The organism is Salinisphaera sp. T31B1 (assembly GCF_040361275.1).
Lineage (GTDB): Bacteria > Pseudomonadota > Gammaproteobacteria > Nevskiales > Salinisphaeraceae > Salinisphaera.
This window is the reverse complement of the sequence record NZ_APNH01000003.1, coordinates 635,204-651,499: the sequence shown is the minus strand read 5'-3', so window position 1 is coordinate 651,499 and position 16,296 is coordinate 635,204. Positions and strand designations below refer to the sequence as shown.

The 16,296-nt window shown below is 63.9% G+C and carries 14 protein-coding genes; 10 read left to right on the top strand and 4 right to left on the bottom strand.

Translation table 11 applies throughout. The features are described 5' to 3' along the window. Positions 1-72 precede the first annotated feature (72 nt). The 8 genes from metG to T31B1_RS14375 all read left to right on the top strand — a co-directional run bounded on the left by metG (position 73) and on the right by T31B1_RS14375 (position 9,326). Entirely contained in the window at positions 73-2,124 is a 2,052-nt protein-coding gene (gene metG / locus T31B1_RS14410; RefSeq protein WP_353250212.1) for a methionine--tRNA ligase, read from the top strand. A 4-nt stretch (positions 2,125-2,128) separates the two neighbouring features. Beyond that, positions 2,129-2,788: an RnfABCDGE type electron transport complex subunit B gene (locus T31B1_RS14405; RefSeq protein WP_353250211.1), complete on the top strand. Its 660-nt coding sequence runs from the start codon at positions 2,129-2,131 to the stop codon at positions 2,786-2,788. A 114-nt stretch (positions 2,789-2,902) separates the two neighbouring features. Beyond that, positions 2,903-3,559, top strand: coding sequence for an endonuclease III (gene nth / locus T31B1_RS14400; RefSeq protein ID WP_353250210.1), 657 nt, complete (start codon positions 2,903-2,905; stop codon positions 3,557-3,559). Then, complete coding sequence (locus T31B1_RS14395; RefSeq protein WP_353250209.1) at positions 3,556-4,221, top strand: fumarylacetoacetate hydrolase family protein; 666 nt, start codon at positions 3,556-3,558, stop codon at positions 4,219-4,221. The genes nth and T31B1_RS14395 overlap by 4 nt, the downstream gene beginning before the upstream one ends. Positions 4,222-4,311: 90 nt before the next feature. Beyond that, positions 4,312-4,971: a phosphoglycolate phosphatase gene (locus tag T31B1_RS14390; protein ID WP_353250208.1), complete on the top strand. Its 660-nt coding sequence runs from the start codon at positions 4,312-4,314 to the stop codon at positions 4,969-4,971. A gap of 96 nt (positions 4,972-5,067) precedes the next feature. Then, entirely contained in the window at positions 5,068-6,171 is a 1,104-nt protein-coding gene (locus tag T31B1_RS14385) for a hypothetical protein (RefSeq protein ID WP_353250207.1), read from the top strand. After that, positions 6,161-7,525, top strand: a complete 1,365-nt coding sequence (locus T31B1_RS14380; protein ID WP_353250206.1) for a hypothetical protein — start codon at positions 6,161-6,163, stop codon at positions 7,523-7,525. Before T31B1_RS14385 ends, T31B1_RS14380 begins: the two co-directional genes overlap by 11 nt. A gap of 145 nt (positions 7,526-7,670) precedes the next feature. Then, positions 7,671-9,326, top strand: coding sequence for a phosphoenolpyruvate carboxykinase (ATP) (locus tag T31B1_RS14375; protein WP_353250205.1), 1,656 nt, complete (start codon positions 7,671-7,673; stop codon positions 9,324-9,326). Between the two features lie 269 nt (positions 9,327-9,595). Here T31B1_RS14375 and bamJ read toward each other — a convergent pair whose 3' ends face one another. From bamJ to T31B1_RS14360, 3 genes are all read right to left on the bottom strand, one after another. Further along, entirely contained in the window at positions 9,596-10,540 is a 945-nt protein-coding gene (bamJ, locus tag T31B1_RS14370) for a BamJ family beta-barrel-assembly machinery protein (protein ID WP_353250204.1), read from the bottom strand. A 109-nt stretch (positions 10,541-10,649) separates the two neighbouring features. Then, positions 10,650-11,948, bottom strand: coding sequence for an MFS transporter (locus tag T31B1_RS14365; protein WP_353250203.1), 1,299 nt, complete (start codon positions 11,946-11,948; stop codon positions 10,650-10,652). 116 nt (positions 11,949-12,064) lie between these two features. Beyond that, positions 12,065-13,273: an argininosuccinate synthase gene (locus T31B1_RS14360; RefSeq protein WP_353250202.1), complete on the bottom strand. Its 1,209-nt coding sequence runs from the start codon at positions 13,271-13,273 to the stop codon at positions 12,065-12,067. Between the two features lie 149 nt (positions 13,274-13,422). Here T31B1_RS14360 and rnt point away from each other — a divergent pair, with 149 nt between their 5' ends. Both rnt and T31B1_RS14350 read left to right on the top strand, forming a co-directional pair. Beyond that, on the top strand, positions 13,423-14,079 hold the full coding sequence (gene rnt, locus T31B1_RS14355; protein WP_353250201.1) for a ribonuclease T: 657 nt from the start codon (positions 13,423-13,425) through the stop codon (positions 14,077-14,079). Positions 14,080-14,463: 384 nt separating this feature from the next. After that, the gene (locus T31B1_RS14350; RefSeq protein WP_353250200.1) at positions 14,464-15,270 is read left to right on the top strand and encodes a lysophospholipid acyltransferase family protein; all 807 of its coding nucleotides are present in this window, start codon (positions 14,464-14,466) and stop codon (positions 15,268-15,270) included. On the opposite strand, the gene phaZ is transcribed toward T31B1_RS14350, so the two are convergent. After that, positions 15,212-16,147, bottom strand: a complete 936-nt coding sequence (gene phaZ, locus T31B1_RS14345) for a poly(3-hydroxyalkanoate) depolymerase (RefSeq protein ID WP_353250199.1) — start codon at positions 16,145-16,147, stop codon at positions 15,212-15,214. The genes T31B1_RS14350 and phaZ overlap by 59 nt on opposite strands. Positions 16,148-16,296 lie beyond the last annotated feature (149 nt).

Here is a 16,296-nt window from a genome sequence, read left to right as displayed (position 1 = left end):
GCAAGGACAGGCCGACCACCGGGGCGCCTATGGCATACTGGCCGGCTCGAAAAAGTCGGATACGAACGAGCCATGGCGCGCGATATTCTTGTCACCTCTGCCCTGCCCTATGCCAACGGGTCGATCCATCTCGGCCATCTGGTGGAATATATTCAGACCGATGTCTGGGTGCGCTTCCAGAAGCTGCGCGGCAACAACTGCATCTATGTCTGCGCGGACGATGCCCACGGCACGCCGATCATGCTCAAGGCGCGCGACATGGGGATCAGCCCCGAGCAGCTGATCGCCGATGTGGGCGCCGAGCACAAGGCCGACTTCGACGATTTCCTGATCGGCTTCGACAACTATCACTCGACCCACTCGGACGAGAACCGCGAGGCGGCGAGCGAGATCTATACGCGTCTGGAAAAGGCCGGCCATATCGCGCGCCGCACCATCTCGCAGGCCTACGACGAAGAAAAGCAGATGTTTCTGCCGGATCGCTTCATCCGCGGCGAATGCCCGAAATGCGGCAGCGCGGATCAGTATGGCGACGCCTGCGAAGTATGCGGGGCGACCTATCAGCCCACCGAGCTGAAAAACCCGGTATCGGTGCTGTCGGGCGCAACACCCGTCGAGCGCGACTCCGAACACTATTTCTTCCAGCTCGCCGACTTCGAGCAGTTCCTGCACGACTGGACACGCAGCGATCACCTGCAGGAGGCCGTGACCCGCAAGCTCGACGAATGGTTCGAGGCCGGTCTGAAGGACTGGGACATCTCCCGCGATGCGCCCTACTTCGGCTTCAAGATCCCGGGCACCGAGGACAAGTACTTCTACGTGTGGCTGGATGCGCCGATCGGCTACATGGCGAGCTTCGCGAACCTGTGCAAACAGCGCGACGACCTCGATTTCGACGCCTTCTGGAAGGCCGATTCCGACGCCGAGCTGTACCACTTCATCGGCAAGGACATCGTCTATTTCCATGCGCTGTTCTGGCCGGCGATGTTGCAAGGCGCCGGCTATCGCACGCCCACGGCGATCCATGCGCACGGCTTTCTCACCGTCAACGGCGAGAAGATGTCCAAGTCGCGCGGCACCTTCATCAAGGCGCGCACCTGGCTCAAGCACCTGCCGGCGGAGTTTTTGCGCTACTACTTCACCGCCAAGCTCTCGGGCAAGGTCGAGGATCTCGATCTGAACCTCGACGACTTCATGGCCCGGATCAATTCGGACCTGGTCGGCAAGTACGTCAATATCGCCAGCCGCTGTGCGAACTTCATCACCAAGCGCTTCGACGGTCAGCTCGCCGCTACGCTGGACAAGCCCGAGCTGTTCGAGCGCTTCGCCGCCGCGGCCGACGAGATCGCCGACCATTACGAGCAACGTCGTTTCGCCCAGGCGATTCGCCAGATCATGGCACTGGCCGACGAAGCCAATGCCTATGTCGCTGAGCGCGCGCCCTGGCAGCTGGCCAAGGAGGACGGCCGCGACGAGGAACTGCAGCAGATCTGCACCACCGCGCTGAACCTGTTCGCCCAGCTCACGATCTATCTCAAGCCAGTGCTGCCGGAGACGGCTGCTCGTGCCGAGGCCTTTCTCGATACCGAGCCGTTGACCTGGGCCGATCTGAATACGCCGATTTCGGGGATGATCAACAAGTTCAAGCCGTTGCTGCGCCGCGTGGAGCAGCCGGCGATCGACAAGATGATCGAGGCCAGCCAGGAAGACCTGGCCGCCAAGGCTGCGCCGGCCGAGGCTGCGGTGGTCGAAAAAGCGACCGAAAAGAAGGCCAGCAAAGAACCCACGGCCGATCAAAGCAGCGAAACGATCGAGATCGGCGATTTCGCCAAGGTCGATCTGCGCGTGGCGCGTATCGAGGCCGCCGATCATGTCGAAGGCGCGGACAAGCTCCTGCGGCTGACCCTGGACCTCGGCCCGCTGGGCAAGAAGCAGGTCTTTGCCGGTATCAAGGCCGCCTACGACCCGATGCAGCTGGAAGGCCGGCTGACCGTCATGGTCGCCAACCTGGCCCCGCGCAAGATGCGTTTCGGCGTCTCCGAAGGCATGGTGCTGGCCGCGGGCGATACGCCGCATATCCTGTCGCCCGACGCGGGCGCGAAGCCGGGCGACAAGATCAAATAGCCCGATGAACGAGCCGTCTGTCGACGCCATCGACGCGCTGCTGCCGCAGACCCAGTGTCGGCGCTGCGGCTATGACGGCTGCCGGCCCTATGCCGAGGCGATCGCCGCGGGCGAGACGGATATCAATCGCTGTCCGCCCGGCGGCGACGCCACGGTCGAACGCCTGGCCGCACTCACCGGCAAGTCGGTCAAACCGATCGACCCCGAATGCGGCGATGCCAGCGTTGCCAAGGTCGCCTTCATTCGCGAGGCCGAATGCATCGGCTGCACGCGCTGTATCCAGGTCTGTCCGACCGACGCCATCATCGGCGCGGCCAAGCAGATGCATACGGTGATCGAATACGACTGCACCGGCTGCGAGCTGTGCGTGCCGGCCTGCCCGGTGGACTGTATCGACATGCCGGAATCGACCGCCGAAACCGGCCAGCCGCTGTGGCCGCCGGTACGCGAGATCGATGCCGAACGCGCCGCACGGGCGCGCGAGCTGTTCGAGGCGCGCCAGAAACGGCTCAACCGCACGACCACCCGCCGCCGGCGCGCCAGTCGACACGAGGCGACCGTCGATGCGCGCGAGGACGCCGTCGCCGGTTCGGCTGCAAAGAAATCCACGATTGCCGATGCGATCGCGAGAGCCAAGGCAAAACGCGAGAGCCATAACGGCTAGCTGCCGGGACTGGTTTTTGTAGACGCCGAGCTTCGCGCATCCACCAAACGTGCGCGGTCGCGTGCAGGCGATCGATACAACAAACGCGCTACCCGCGCCGTCGAAGTCAGCGAGATGAACAAGGCCAAACGAACCGAGATATTCCAGCGTCTGCGCGACGCGAACCCGAGCCCCAAGACCGAGCTGCAGTATGACTCGGCGTTCGAACTGCTGGTCGCGGTGATCCTGTCTGCCCAGGCCACCGATGTCGGCGTGAACAAGGCAACCGCGAAGCTGTTCCCGGTCGCGAACACGCCGCAGGCGATCCTCGAGCTCGGCGAGGACGGCTTGAAGCGCTATGTGAAGACGATCGGCCTGTACAACAGCAAGGCGGCGAACATCATCAAGACCTGCCGGGCGCTGGTCGACGAACACGACGGCGAGGTTCCGGCCACTCGTGAGGCTCTCGTCGCTCTGCCGGGCGTGGGCCGCAAGACCGCGAACGTCGTGCTCAACACGGCGTTCGGCCAGGCCGCGATGGCGGTAGATACGCATATCTACCGGGTATCCAATCGAACGGGCATCGCACCGGGCAAGACCGTGCGCGCCGTCGAGGACCGGCTCATGCGTCTGGTGCCCCAGCCCTTCCTGCAGAACGCCCATCACTGGCTGATTCTGCACGGCCGGTATGTCTGTCGCGCCCGGACTCCGCTGTGTGGCGATTGCCGCATCGTCGATCTGTGCGAATATCGACACAAGACGACTGCATCTAACAAGGAAAAAACCCGATGACCGCGAGTACGCCCCGTCCCGCCGACGCCTTTGCCGCGCGCAGCACGCCCCGTATCTTCTGTATCGGGCGCAACTACGCCAAGCATATCGCCGAACTCAACAACTCCCTGCCCGGCCAGGAATGCGTGGTGTTCATGAAACCGGCTAGCGCGCTGGTCGCGCCGGGCGAAGCGATCACCCTGCCGGCCGATGCCGGCGAGATCCATCACGAAGCCGAACTGGTGGTCGAGATCGGGCACGGCGGCACATCGATTGCCGCCAGCGCGGCGCGCGAGCATATCAGCGGGATCGGCCTCGGCTTGGATCTAACCCTGCGCGATGTACAGACCGGACTCAAGAACACCGGCGAGCCCTGGGAAAAAGCCAAGGCCTTCGATCATAGCGCTCCGCTGGGCCCGCTGGTCCCACTGGCCGACGACATGGATCTGACCGCCATGCACTTCGAGCTGACCGTCGACGGCGAAACACGCCAGATCGGTGACACCGGCCAGATGCTCAAGAGCGTGGCCGACATCATCGCCGAGCTCAGCGCTCACTGGCGGCTGCTACCGGGCGATCTGATCTATACCGGAACGCCCGAGGGCGTCGGGCCGGTTACGCCGGGTATGCAGATGGTGCTCTCCGGTCCGCAGCTGCCCGAAGCCCGGTGGGTGACCGCCTGACCCGGCACCCCAGCCTTTCGCCCGCTTGCCGCCGGCCGCGTACGCGACCGGCGCGTTCACGTATATCACTCTATTGACCAAGGAAGCGCCATGCACCCCGCACTCGAGGATATCGCCCTAGTCGTGTTCGATCTGGACGGCACGCTGATCGATTCGGCGCCCGACCTGGCCATGGCCGTGGACAGAACGCTGGCCGATCACGACCTGCCGGCCGCCGGCATCGACAAGGTGCGCCACTGGGTAGGCAACGGCAGCCACAAACTGGTCGAGCGCGCGCTGGCCGACGCCGACGCCCATGGCGTTTCGATCGACGAGGCGCATACCCGCTTCCTGGCGCATTACGCCAAGGCGCCCTGCGAACGCACGCAGCTATACGACGGCGTCACGGAATGTCTTACCGCCCTGCGTGATCGCGACTTCGATCTGATGCTGGTCACCAACAAGCCGATCGCGTTCCTGCCGGCCATTCTCGACACCCTCGGCCTGACGGATTACTTTTCGCTGACTCTCGGAGGCGACAGCCTGGCAGAGAAGAAGCCCCACCCGGCACCGCTGCTGCACGCCGCCCGGCAAGGCGATATCCCTCCCGGTGCCGGGCTGATGGTCGGCGATTCCCGTCACGACGTCGCCGCCGGCAAGGCGGCCGGCTTTCGAACCGTCGCCGTAACCTATGGCTACAACCACGGCGATCCGATCAGTCAGAGCGGCCCGGATCATCTCGTCGACAGCCTTGCCGAACTGGTGACATGAACCGTCGGTACGGCCAGCCAAACTGAAAAGAATTATTGTCTTTATCGCGCGACTGCGTGAGGATGGGGCAAAACAAAGACGTGGTGGAGAGCGTCGATGGCGGTGAAGAAGATATCGCTCTGGAGCGGACTGGCCGTAGTGCTGCTCATCGCTGTCGCACTGGTCGGCATGCGCATGGCCCAGGGCCTGGACACCTCGCCCCCGGCGATGATCACGGCCAAGAAGACCCAGCTTGCCGCCCTGGATGAGTTGCGCGCCGCCCACGAAAAGTACGCCGGGGCGTTCAATCCCCGGAACGGCGAACCCGGGCTGCGCAACAGCGGACGGCCTGCCGTGGGGCTGTTCATACGCAATACCTTCTTCCGCATCGCCGGCGATATCGGTTTCGATACTGCACAGCTCTCAGCGCTGCTCGAACCGACCGACCCTCCGCGCCCGGTCACCCTCGATGACCCCACCTCGTTCGTGTTCCACCCACTCAACGGCGACGTGATCATGCCGGCATCGGCATTGACGGCGCTGTTCAACCAGTACCTGACCGATTATCCCGATACCCAGATGCGCAACCTGGAAGTCAGCACCCGTGACGGTCGGCTCGTGGTCGACGGCGAGACAGCCAAGATTCCCGGGCTCTGGCTGCCGTTTCACATGGAAGGCGGGGTACGGTTGGTGGCCCATCATCTGTTCGTTTACGAACCCGACCAGATCAAGGTCGCCAAGATCGAGGCCAAGGGGCTGCTGGATGCGATCAACCTGCAGGTATCCAAACTGCTCCAGATCGATACCGAAGGCGCCCAGCTCGAAGGCAACAACGTGGTACTGGACCTCAACCACGCATTGCCGCCTCCAACCCAGGATGTACATGTTTCCGACCTGAAGATCGACGACGCGGGCGTTCACCTGAGCTTCACGAGCGATTTCAATCCCGCGTTCCCCGAACCCATCGTCAAGGCCGACAGCTACGTGATGCTCCAGGGCGGCGACGTCAAGACGTTCCGGGCGCTGGTCACCGATGTACGCATGCAACTCGTAGCGGGCGACGGGGGCAAGCTCGACACGTCGCTTTACAACTATCGTGCGCAAATCCTGAACGGATTCTTCGATGCCACACCTGCCGGTGAATTGGTCGCCTATCTCGGCCCATACCAGCCGGCCGACTATCTTCCGCCGGCACGACCGGAGAACGGCGATGCGTCTTAATCGACCGGTGTTAGCGCGCGGCCTGCAAACGCTGGCTCTCGCCGGGCTGCTGCTCGGCCTGGCCGGACCCGGCATCGTCCCGGTCGCCCTGGCACAAGGCCAGATGCGTGAAACGCTAGGCCCGGGCAGTCATGGCAGGCCGGCACCGGCCCCCGGACGATCCGACGAACAGGATTCCGACGAGCAACAGGCCGAGACAGATACCGGCTCGGGCGACGACGCCGCTCCGGGCAGTCAGAGCCAGGTCGGCCGTACGGGCGCCGGCGAACAGAGCGGACACCAATCGCAGCGCGGCCCGGGCAATACCCTCGACCCGTCCGATACCATCGTGCCGTCTCTGGTCCGCCGCCAGCAGCAGCAATACGACCGGCTCGCCGCACGATGGAACAACCGCCAGGTGCCGGCCGGCTTCAAGCAGGGCATGGCGGCGCCGAATGCCCGCGACTCGGGGGTAAAGCATGTCGCGCTGGAGGCACGCAACGTCGATTTCTATCTCGCCGACGGCGTGGGTTATCACATACGTCACCTGAAAGCCGCGCTGGAGCCGAAGGAGGCTGGCGCGCCGGTCAATTTCGACGACCCGGACCAGTACAGCATCCATATCCTGTCGGGCGAAGTGCTGATCCGGCCCGAGGATCTCGATGCCCTGTTCAACCACTATGTGCTCACCTACGAACCGCGCTCTCTGTCGTCGGTGGAAAACCGGACCAGCGACGGCCGGCTCAAGGTCACGGTCGGCGCCCGGTTGTTTGGCTTCATTCCTCCGGTCGGCGGAATACCCACGACGCTGGAAGGCCCGATTACGGTCACGCCCGACAACAAGCTCGTCTACGAGCCCGATCACGTTGAGCAGTTGGGCCTGCCCGTCAAGCCGCTGCTTGCCGCACTGCATCTGCCGTTGTCCAAGGTCACGCCTTTCGACCGCCCGGGCGTCGCGCTCGACGGCAACCGTCTCGTCATGGACCCTGAGACCATGTTCCCGCCCCCGCAGGTCATCGTCGACAAGATTGTGGACGCCCGTTTGAGCGATGCCGGCCTCACGCTGAAATTCGCCAGCGATACAAGCGACGCCGGTTATATCGACCCGCCGCACGCCGCGGATAGCTATATCTGGCTGCAATCCGGGGACGCGCGCTTTTTCTCGACGCTGCTGGTCAACGCGCATCTGCAACTACTCAGCGACAGCGACGAGCCGCTGGCGTTTCATCTGTATCATTATCGCGCCCAGAGCGCTGCCGGCACGATCCGCTCCGATCCGGACGGCACGCTGGTGGTTCGCGTGCCCAACGAATTCGATATCGACGACCGGGACCCGCAGCAGAATGCCGGTTTGTCGCGCCGCACGGCGCAGTGAGACACGCTGCGTGCGTGCAGCCGTGCGGGGCCGCATGCGCTGCCCGTGTCCGAGCATCGGTCCAGTTGCCACGGTTTTGGCGAATCGGTAATCTGCCCGTTTTTCGCGGGCCCGGCGGGCACGCTTCGTTCTGGACGACTGCCTCATGACGCTCAATGCAGAGTTGAACCGTACGCTGGGCCTCGAAGGCCTGGAATATCGCCACAACCTGAGCAAGGATCAGCTCTTCGAGGAAGCGCTCGCCAACGACCGTGGCCGCATCCGGCCGGACGGGCCCGACGACGAACCCAAGGCACATGCCACGGCGCTCGGTGTCGAAGGCCCGCTGGTGTACTACTCCGACCCGAGCTGTACCGGCCGCCCGGTGCAGGATACGTTCGCCGTGGCCTGGCCCGAACTCGAAGACAAGGTTTGGTGGAAATCCGATTTCCAGCCGTTCGATTCGACACGCTTCGGCCCGCTCCTCGAACGCGTGGCCGCCCACCTGAACGAGCGCGGCCACCATCTTTATGCACAGGACGTGTTCTGCGGCTGGGATTCGGCCTATGCCGTGCCCTACCGCGTGGTCAGCGAGTACGCCACGCATGCGCTTTTCGCCACCAACATGTTCGTCGAACATGTCGACGTCGACAACGCCGGTGACAAGCGCTGGACGATGCTCAACGTACCGAGCTTCCACTGCGATCCCGAGCGCGACGGCACCAAGTCCGGGCGCGCGGTGATCGTGGACATGCGCAACCGTATCGGGCTCGTACTCGGGCGCGCCGACTACTGCGGCGTGGTCAAGAAGACCATGTTCACGGTCATGAACTACATGCTGCCGGAAATGGGCGAGCTGCCGATGCACTGCTCGGCCAACGTCGGGGCCGGCGGCGACGGCGCGGTGCTGTTCGGGCTCTCGGGCACTGGCAAGACGACCCTGTCGGCCGATCCCAACCGTCAGCTGATCGGCGACGACGAACACGCCTGGACCGCCGACGGCGTTTCCAACTTCGAGGGCGGCTGCTATGCCAAGCTGATCGATCTGGACAAGGACGCCGAGCCGGTCATCGCAGCAGCGCTATCCACGCCCGGCTGTGTCATCGAGAACGTACCGCCCCTGCCGGGTCGGGCCATGGCCGATACCGATCCGCAGGATCTGGATCTGACCGATGGGTCGATCACTGAAAACACGCGGCTGTGCTATCCGCTTTCGGCCAATCCGAACGTTGCCGAGGGCGCCTGCGGCCCGCATCCGGAAACGATCGTGCTGCTTACCGCCGACGCCTTCGGCGTACTGCCGCCGATTTCGATCCTGGATGCCAAGGACGTGATGTATCACTTCGTATCCGGCTTTACCGCGAAGCTGGCGGGTACCGAAGTCGGCGTGACCGAGCCCAAGGCGGCATTCTCGGCCTGCTTCGGCGCGCCGTTCATGTCCCAGAAGCCGTCGGTTTATGCCGAACTGCTGGCCGAGAAGATGCGCACTCACAAGGCACGCTGCGTATTGCTGAATACGGGCTGGTCCGGTGGACCGCATGGCATCGGCCAGCGTATCTCGATCAAGCACACGCGGGCATTGCTCAACGCCGCGCTGGAAGGCGAGCTCGACGCCGACAAGGTGAGCTACGAAACCCACCCGGTGTTCAATCTGGACATGCCGACGTCCTGCCCCGGTGTGCCCAGCGAGATTCTCAATCCGCGCAACACCTGGCACGACGCCAGCGCCTACGACGTGCAGGCCGAAAAACTTCGAGACATGTTCCGGGACAACTACCGAGCCAAGAACTTCGAGGCACTGGGTATCGAGGCGGTGATGTAACCCGACGCTATCCGAGCGAACGATACACGAGGGCCGCAGGCGATATGCCGGCGGCCTTTTTCGTTTCGAACAATCGATACCTGGTCGACGGCGCGTAGCAGGTTGGGTTGGGACACGGATGGCGGGCCCATCATCCGAACCCATACCCGCGAAGCGCTGCACAAAAAAGGCTGTCGATGCAAGGCATCGACAGCCTGATGGGACGTGGCCTGCCACGACATCGTGGCAAGGCTGAGGCCCGCGGCGTACGCCGCGGCCCCGGAAACCGACTAGGGTTTCTGGTCTGCCTCACCGCCGTTCTGCCCATCGTCCTGGCCAGTGCCGCTCGGGTCACCGCCCGCGGCGTTGTCGTTGCTCGCCGAACCATCGGCACCGGCACCGCCATTACCACTGGAGCTCTGAGGGGCATCGGCCGAACCGGAATCGCCGCCCTTGTCGACCTTGAGGAGTTCCACGTCGAAGATCAGGGTTTCGTTCGGGCCGATCTGGGCGCCCGCACCCCGCTCGCCATAGGCAAGATCGGCAGGAATATAGAGCTCATACTTGGCGCCCTGCTTCATCAGCTGCAACGCTTCGGTCCAGCCCGGAATCACGGCGTTGACCGGGAAGGTGACCGGCTCACCGCGCTCGCGGGAGCTGTCGAACACGGTGCCGTCGATCAGCTTGCCGGTATAGTGGACCGTCACGCTGTCGTTCTCGCCCGGGGACGGGCCGTCGCCCGGCTCGATGACCTTGTACTGCAGGCCGCTGTCGGTGGTCTTGACGCCGTCCTTGGACTTGTTCTCGGCCAGGAATTTCTTGCCTTTTTCCTGATTGGTCTGCGCCTGCTGTTCGGCCTTTTGCTTCTGGGCGGCTTCCATGTCCTGTACGAAGCTCTGCATCACACCGTCCAGCTCTTCCTGACTGAGCTTCGTCTGGCCACCGTCGACCACATCCCGTACGCCCTGGGTGAGCGAATCCATGTCGATCTCGACCGGCAGCTCCTTGAGCGAGTTACCGATATCCATACCCAGCGCGTAGCTGCGTTTTTCCTGATCGTTGGCGAAATCGCCGCTGCCGTCGGTCTGGTTGGCGTCACCGCCATTCGCGCTGCTGTCGCTGGCGGCGCTGCTGTCGTTGGCCGCCTGGTTATCGGCCGATGCGTTGTCATCGCCCTGATTGCCACAGGCCGACAGCGCGAAGACACACGCCAGCAAAGCAATATATCGTTTCATTGAAATCATCCGTGTCCAATCTTGGAACTGGCAAGACTACGCGAAACACCGGGCCAGAAAAAGCAAGCGGGCACGCCGCAAGCGCTTGTGTTGACGGGCCTCGGGCCAATTACGCGGACGCGGTATCCGTGCTGTCTGTCGTATCGCTGATCTCGACGCCGTGGGCCGCATCGAACGGCTCGGCACGCGGGTCCATATCCAGCAAGGCGGGCGCGGTCTGGGTCGCCACGATTCCAACGAAACGCCCCTGTTGCTCGACAGGCAGCGCTTGGGTGGTAAATCCGCGCCAGACCACCAACGCGGTATAGAGGGCGAACAGCCCGCCGGTGAACCCGAACAGGCCAGCCGGCCCTATCCATTGCATGGTCAGTGCCCCGCCCACCGGTCCGAGACAGGTACCGGCGCCGTAGGCAAGCAGCAGTCCGGCGCTGGCGCGTACCGGGTCACCGGCGTCCATATTGTCGTTGATCATGGCCAGGCTCAGCGGATAAAGACACCCCGCGAGCCCGAACAACAGCGCCGTAGCGATATACACCACCCACTCAGCGATCTCGCCGAGGCCGATGCCCAACGCCGCGCCCCCCGCCGCGACCGCGCTGCTCAGGGCGATCACCCAGCGCCGATCGAACCGGTCCGACAACCGCCCAACCGGCCATTGCAGCACCATGGTCGCCAGTACGGCCATGGCCATGTAGTACGAGATCTGCGGTATCGACATGCCGATACGGCTGGCGTAGACAGGCCCGAGTGCCAGAAAACACGACACGATCATACCGCCGGCCACGCCCCCGAACAGGCCGCTGGGCGACAGACGATAGAGTGCGACAAAACCCAGATGCTCGGCCGCGGTCACTTGGGGCGCCTCGGCGCGCGTCAGCGCCAGCGGTACCAACGACAGCACCACCAGGATCGCGACCACGCTGTAGATCGTATAGGCCTCGGCGGTATCGAAAGACACCAGATACTGCCCCAGCGCCGCGGCAAAGAAATACACCACCTGATAGATGCCCAGCAGCGCGCCACGCGTGGCGTTGGTCGCACGTGCCGAAATCCAGCTTTCGAGCACCATGATCAAGCCGGCGGCACAGAACCCGACCAGGCCACGAAGCACTGCCCAGAGCACAGCGTCGACCCACATCGGGTGAATGAGCGCTGCGGCGCAGCCGACCGCGGCAAACGCAGAGAACGATCGCACCTGACCGACCCGGACGATCAGCCGCGTCGAGAAGAACGAGCCCAGCACGAAGCCGATCGAGTGGCATACCAGCACCACGCCGACCACCAGCGCAGAGTAGCCCTCGCGCACGAGTTCCAGCGAAAGGACGGTTGTGAGCAGCGCCGTACCGGCAATGAATAGCGCCAGACTGACGAACATCGCAGCCAACGACACGACGACACGACCCATCATCCTTCCCCATGCTCAATGGGCATCGGCCACTGCGCTAACGCCCGTGCCGGCGCGAGTATCATCGCCGGCTCCGGCCAACGTATCGAATCGGCTCCGCAGGGGCGAACCGGGGACGATCAGCGCTGGCGATGCCCCAGGCGCAGACGCAGCGCGTTCAGGCGAATGAAGCCGGCCGCGTCCTTCTGGTCGTAGGCGCCGCGATCGTCCTCGAAGGTGGCGATCGCCTCATCGAACAGGCTGTCGGATTCCGACGCACGACCGACGACCGACACGCTGCCCTTGTAGAGCTTGACGCGCACGGTGCCGTTGACGTGGGCCTGCGACTTGTCGATCGCGGCCTGCAGCATCTCGCGCTCCGGCGAGAACCAGTAGCCGTTGTAGATCAGCTTGGCGTAGCGCGGCATCAGTTCGTCCTTGAGATGCGCGGCTTCGCGATCGAGCGTGATCGATTCGATCGCGCGATGGGCGCGCAGCATCACCGTGCCGCCCGGCGTTTCGTAGCAGCCGCGCGACTTCATGCCGACGTAGCGGTTCTCGACGATATCGATACGCCCAATGCCGTGCGCGCCGGCCAGTTCGTTGAGCCTGGCCAGCACCTGGTAAGGCGTGAGCTGTTCGCCGTCGATGGCCACGATATCGCCCTTTTCGAAGGTCAGATCGATTTCCTGGGCGGCATCCGGCGCGTTTTCGGGCGACACGCTCCACTCCCACATCGAATCCTCGGCCGGCGTCCACGGGTCTTCCAGCACGCCGCCCTCGTAAGAGATGTGCAACGCATTGGCATCGGTGGAATAAGGCGAACCGCCGTCGGCCTTCTTGCGGATATCGATGCCGTTGTCCGCGGCATAGGCCAGCAGCTTCTCGCGCGAATTCAGGTTCCACTCGCGCCAGGGGGCGATCACCTTGATGCCCGGCATCAGCGCGTACGCCGACAGCTCGAAACGCACCTGATCGTTGCCCTTGCCGGTCGCGCCGTGCGCGATGGCATCGGCGCCGGTTTCCTTGGCGATCTCGACCAGGCGCTTGGAGATCAGCGGGCGGGCGATTGAGGTGCCGAGCAGATATTCGCCCTCGTAGATCGCGTTGGCACGAAACATCGGGTAGACGAAATCGCGCACGAATTCTTCGCGCAGGTCGTCGATGAAGACTTCCTTCACGCCGAGCTTTTCGGCCTTGGGTCGGACTTCGTCGAGCTCCTCGCCCTGGCCGATATCGGCCGTGAAGGTCACGACTTCGCAGTCGTATTCATCCTGTAACCATTTCAGGATGACCGAGGTATCCAGGCCGCCCGAATAGGCCAGCACTACTTTCTTGACGTCGCTCATAGTCTTGCTTGCGTCCCGTATGCGCGCGCCCGCCGGCGCGTGTGATCGACTCGGCGCGCATTATACGCATGGCACGGGCAACTTCATGTCCGGCAGCGACCGAGCCGATTGCCTCGGCGACCACACCGCCGGGCTGCTACTATCGCGCCATGACAGATACCGATCCCCCGACAGCCACGCCGCCGGCGATGGCCAACCGTTTCCGTGGCTTTCTGCCGGTCGTCGTCGACGTCGAGACCGGCGGCTTCAACAGCGCAACCGACGCGCTACTGGAAATCGCGGCCGTGACCGTGGATTTCGACGACAGCGGCGAACTCGGCATTCGCGAATCGATGTCGTATCACGTCACCCCGTTCGAGGGTGCCAATATCGAACCGGCCTCACTGGAGGTCAACGGGATCGATCCGCACCATCCACTACGCCCGGCGATTGCCGAGCATGACGCGCTGTCTCGCATATTCCGCGCCATCCGTGCCACGGTGAAGGACACCGGCTGCAAGCGCGCGGTACTGGTCGGACATAACGCTCATTTCGATCTCGGTTTTCTCAACGCGGCAATCCAGCGAACCGGCATCAAGCGCAGCCCGTTCCATCCGTTCTCCTGTTTCGATACCGCAACGCTCGGCGGCGTAGCCTACGGCCAGACGGTGTTGCGCCGGGCAGCAGCCGCAGCCGGCATGGAATGGGACAACGATGCAGCCCATTCGGCGCGCTACGACACCGAGCAGACCGCGCGACTGTTTTGTCATATCGTCAACCGCTTCCGCCCGGTCTACGAAAGCGTTCCACCGGTTCCTCAGAGTTGATCGGGGGTGCGCTGCGATACGCGACAGCCCCTGCATCGTGATTGCCGGCCGAATCGGGTAGCGGTGGCGCGCACGCGCGGATGATCGCGGGACCACTGCCGGCGTTCGAGGCCGGTCACGACCGCGTCGATGAGTCGTCGCCAGCGCAGAAAGTCCGTGTTCTCCGGTCGCAAATGCGTGCCGGCGCCAAGTCCGGCCGTGGTGCGTCCGCAGCGTCCGCCCGCAGTACCGATGCCCGCGATCGCGCATCGGTCAACGACGCGCGCCCGTCACCACGGTTCGTGGCTGTCTATAATTGTTGACACGATTTGCACGGCAATCGGCGGTGTTCGAAGACCAAAGACTTGTCCAGGCAACACCAAATCGCTAACTTGTGCCCGCGATATGCCCCAACCATCTTCCATCACCGCCGCCCGGCCGCTGATCGGCCGCCTGTCGCTGTGCGTCAAGGCCGCACGGTTGATCGGGCTGTTACTGCTCGGCCTCGTCCTCTTGCCGCTGGTACCAATGATCGGCAACCGCTCGTGGAAGATCGTGCGCTGGTGGCATGGGCGCATGCTGCGCGTGCTGGGCGTGACCCTGGAACTCGACGGCCAGCCCCTGGCCGGCCCGGCGCTGATCGTGGCCAATCACAGCTCATGGTTGGATATCGTCGTGCTCGGCCATGTCTTCAATACGTCTTTCGTGTCCAAGGCCGAGATCGGTGGCTGGCCGATGGTCGGCTCGTTCGCGCGTGCCGCCGGCACACTGTTTCTTGCACGCGGCGCGGGCAAGACCGGCGAGACATCCGCCCAGATTCGTCAGGTTCTGGATTCGGGCCGCAGCGTGTTGTTCTTTCCCGAAGGCACCACGACCTGGGATCCACAGCCGCGACGTTTCCATGCGCGACTGTTCGCGGCCGCTATCGAAGGCGGATATCCGGTGATGCCGGTCGCGCTACGTTACTGCGACGACACCACGCCGGCCGATATGCATCATGCCCTGGTGCCCTGGGTGGACGAAGCGCCGATCTGGCCACACTTCCGGGATCTGTTTCGCGTGCATGATCTACGTGCGCAGGTCCGTGTGTGTGCGGCCATCGACCCCCGCGGCTACGACCGTCGCAGCCTGGCCGAAGCGAGCTTTCATGCCATTAGCCATCGTCAGATGATGGCAGCAGCGAAGGCCCGGACGCCGGATCGAGCGGCGTAAGCGTCCCGTCGGACGGCAGATCACGGGCGACAAAGTAGTCTTGTCCGTCGGTGCCGTCGTAGCGGCGTTCGTTGATGAAGCGTTTGATCACCGCCGCGCTTTCATTGGCGCGGACCAGCAGGAACAGGTGACCACCACCGCGCACGACGTGCAGGTAGGACTTGGGAATCAGCCAGTACAGCAGGCGGATATTGACCAGCGGCATGACCGGATCGTCGTCGCCGCCCATGATCAGGGTCGGACAGCGCAGGCGATGCAGCCGATGCACGCTGGTCCAGCCCAGACCGGCCAGTAGCTGATTGATATAACCGCGGGTGGACGGTCCCGCCGCATAATCGCCCCGTCGCTCGATGAGCTCTGGACGGCGGCGCATGAGCCCGCCATAAAGCGCGGGCGCCAGCTCCGCCAGATTTTCGTTCTTCTGGTAACGGCGCGCGGTCGTCAGCCGCTTGATCACATTCGAGCGTGCCGGCAACGCCAGCAGTCCGGTAGATGTCGCCGCCAGCACGAGCCGATTGGTCCGTGCAGGAAAATCGAGCGCGAATTGCTGTGCGAGCGCCCCGCCCCAGGACACGCCGATCACGTTGAGCGGTTCGTCGTAACCGAGCCGGTCGAGCAGCTTCGCACTCAGACGCGCCAGCCAGGCGAATCGGCGCGGCATCGTCAATGCCGGGGACTCACCGGCCCCGGGTACATCGAACACGATGACCTCGACGTCGTCGAGCGCATTGACCAGCGGCAGGGTCATATCGAGATTCGCGCCGATGCCGTTGAAAATGAGCATCGGACGTCCACGCCCGCGTCGTACGCCGACGCGCAGGCGCACGCCATCGACATCGACGAACTCGACCTGGATTTGCGTGCGCCGACGCAGCACGCTTAGCTTCGGCGGGACCGACCGCGGCTGCGGCCGTCTTTCGACTGCTGCGCTCAATCCGACTCCTCGCAGGATTCTCCCAGTCCGAGTATGCCGTAAAACGTCACCTGTCGCTGTACGACCTTTGCCGCACTGCAATAAGCACAATC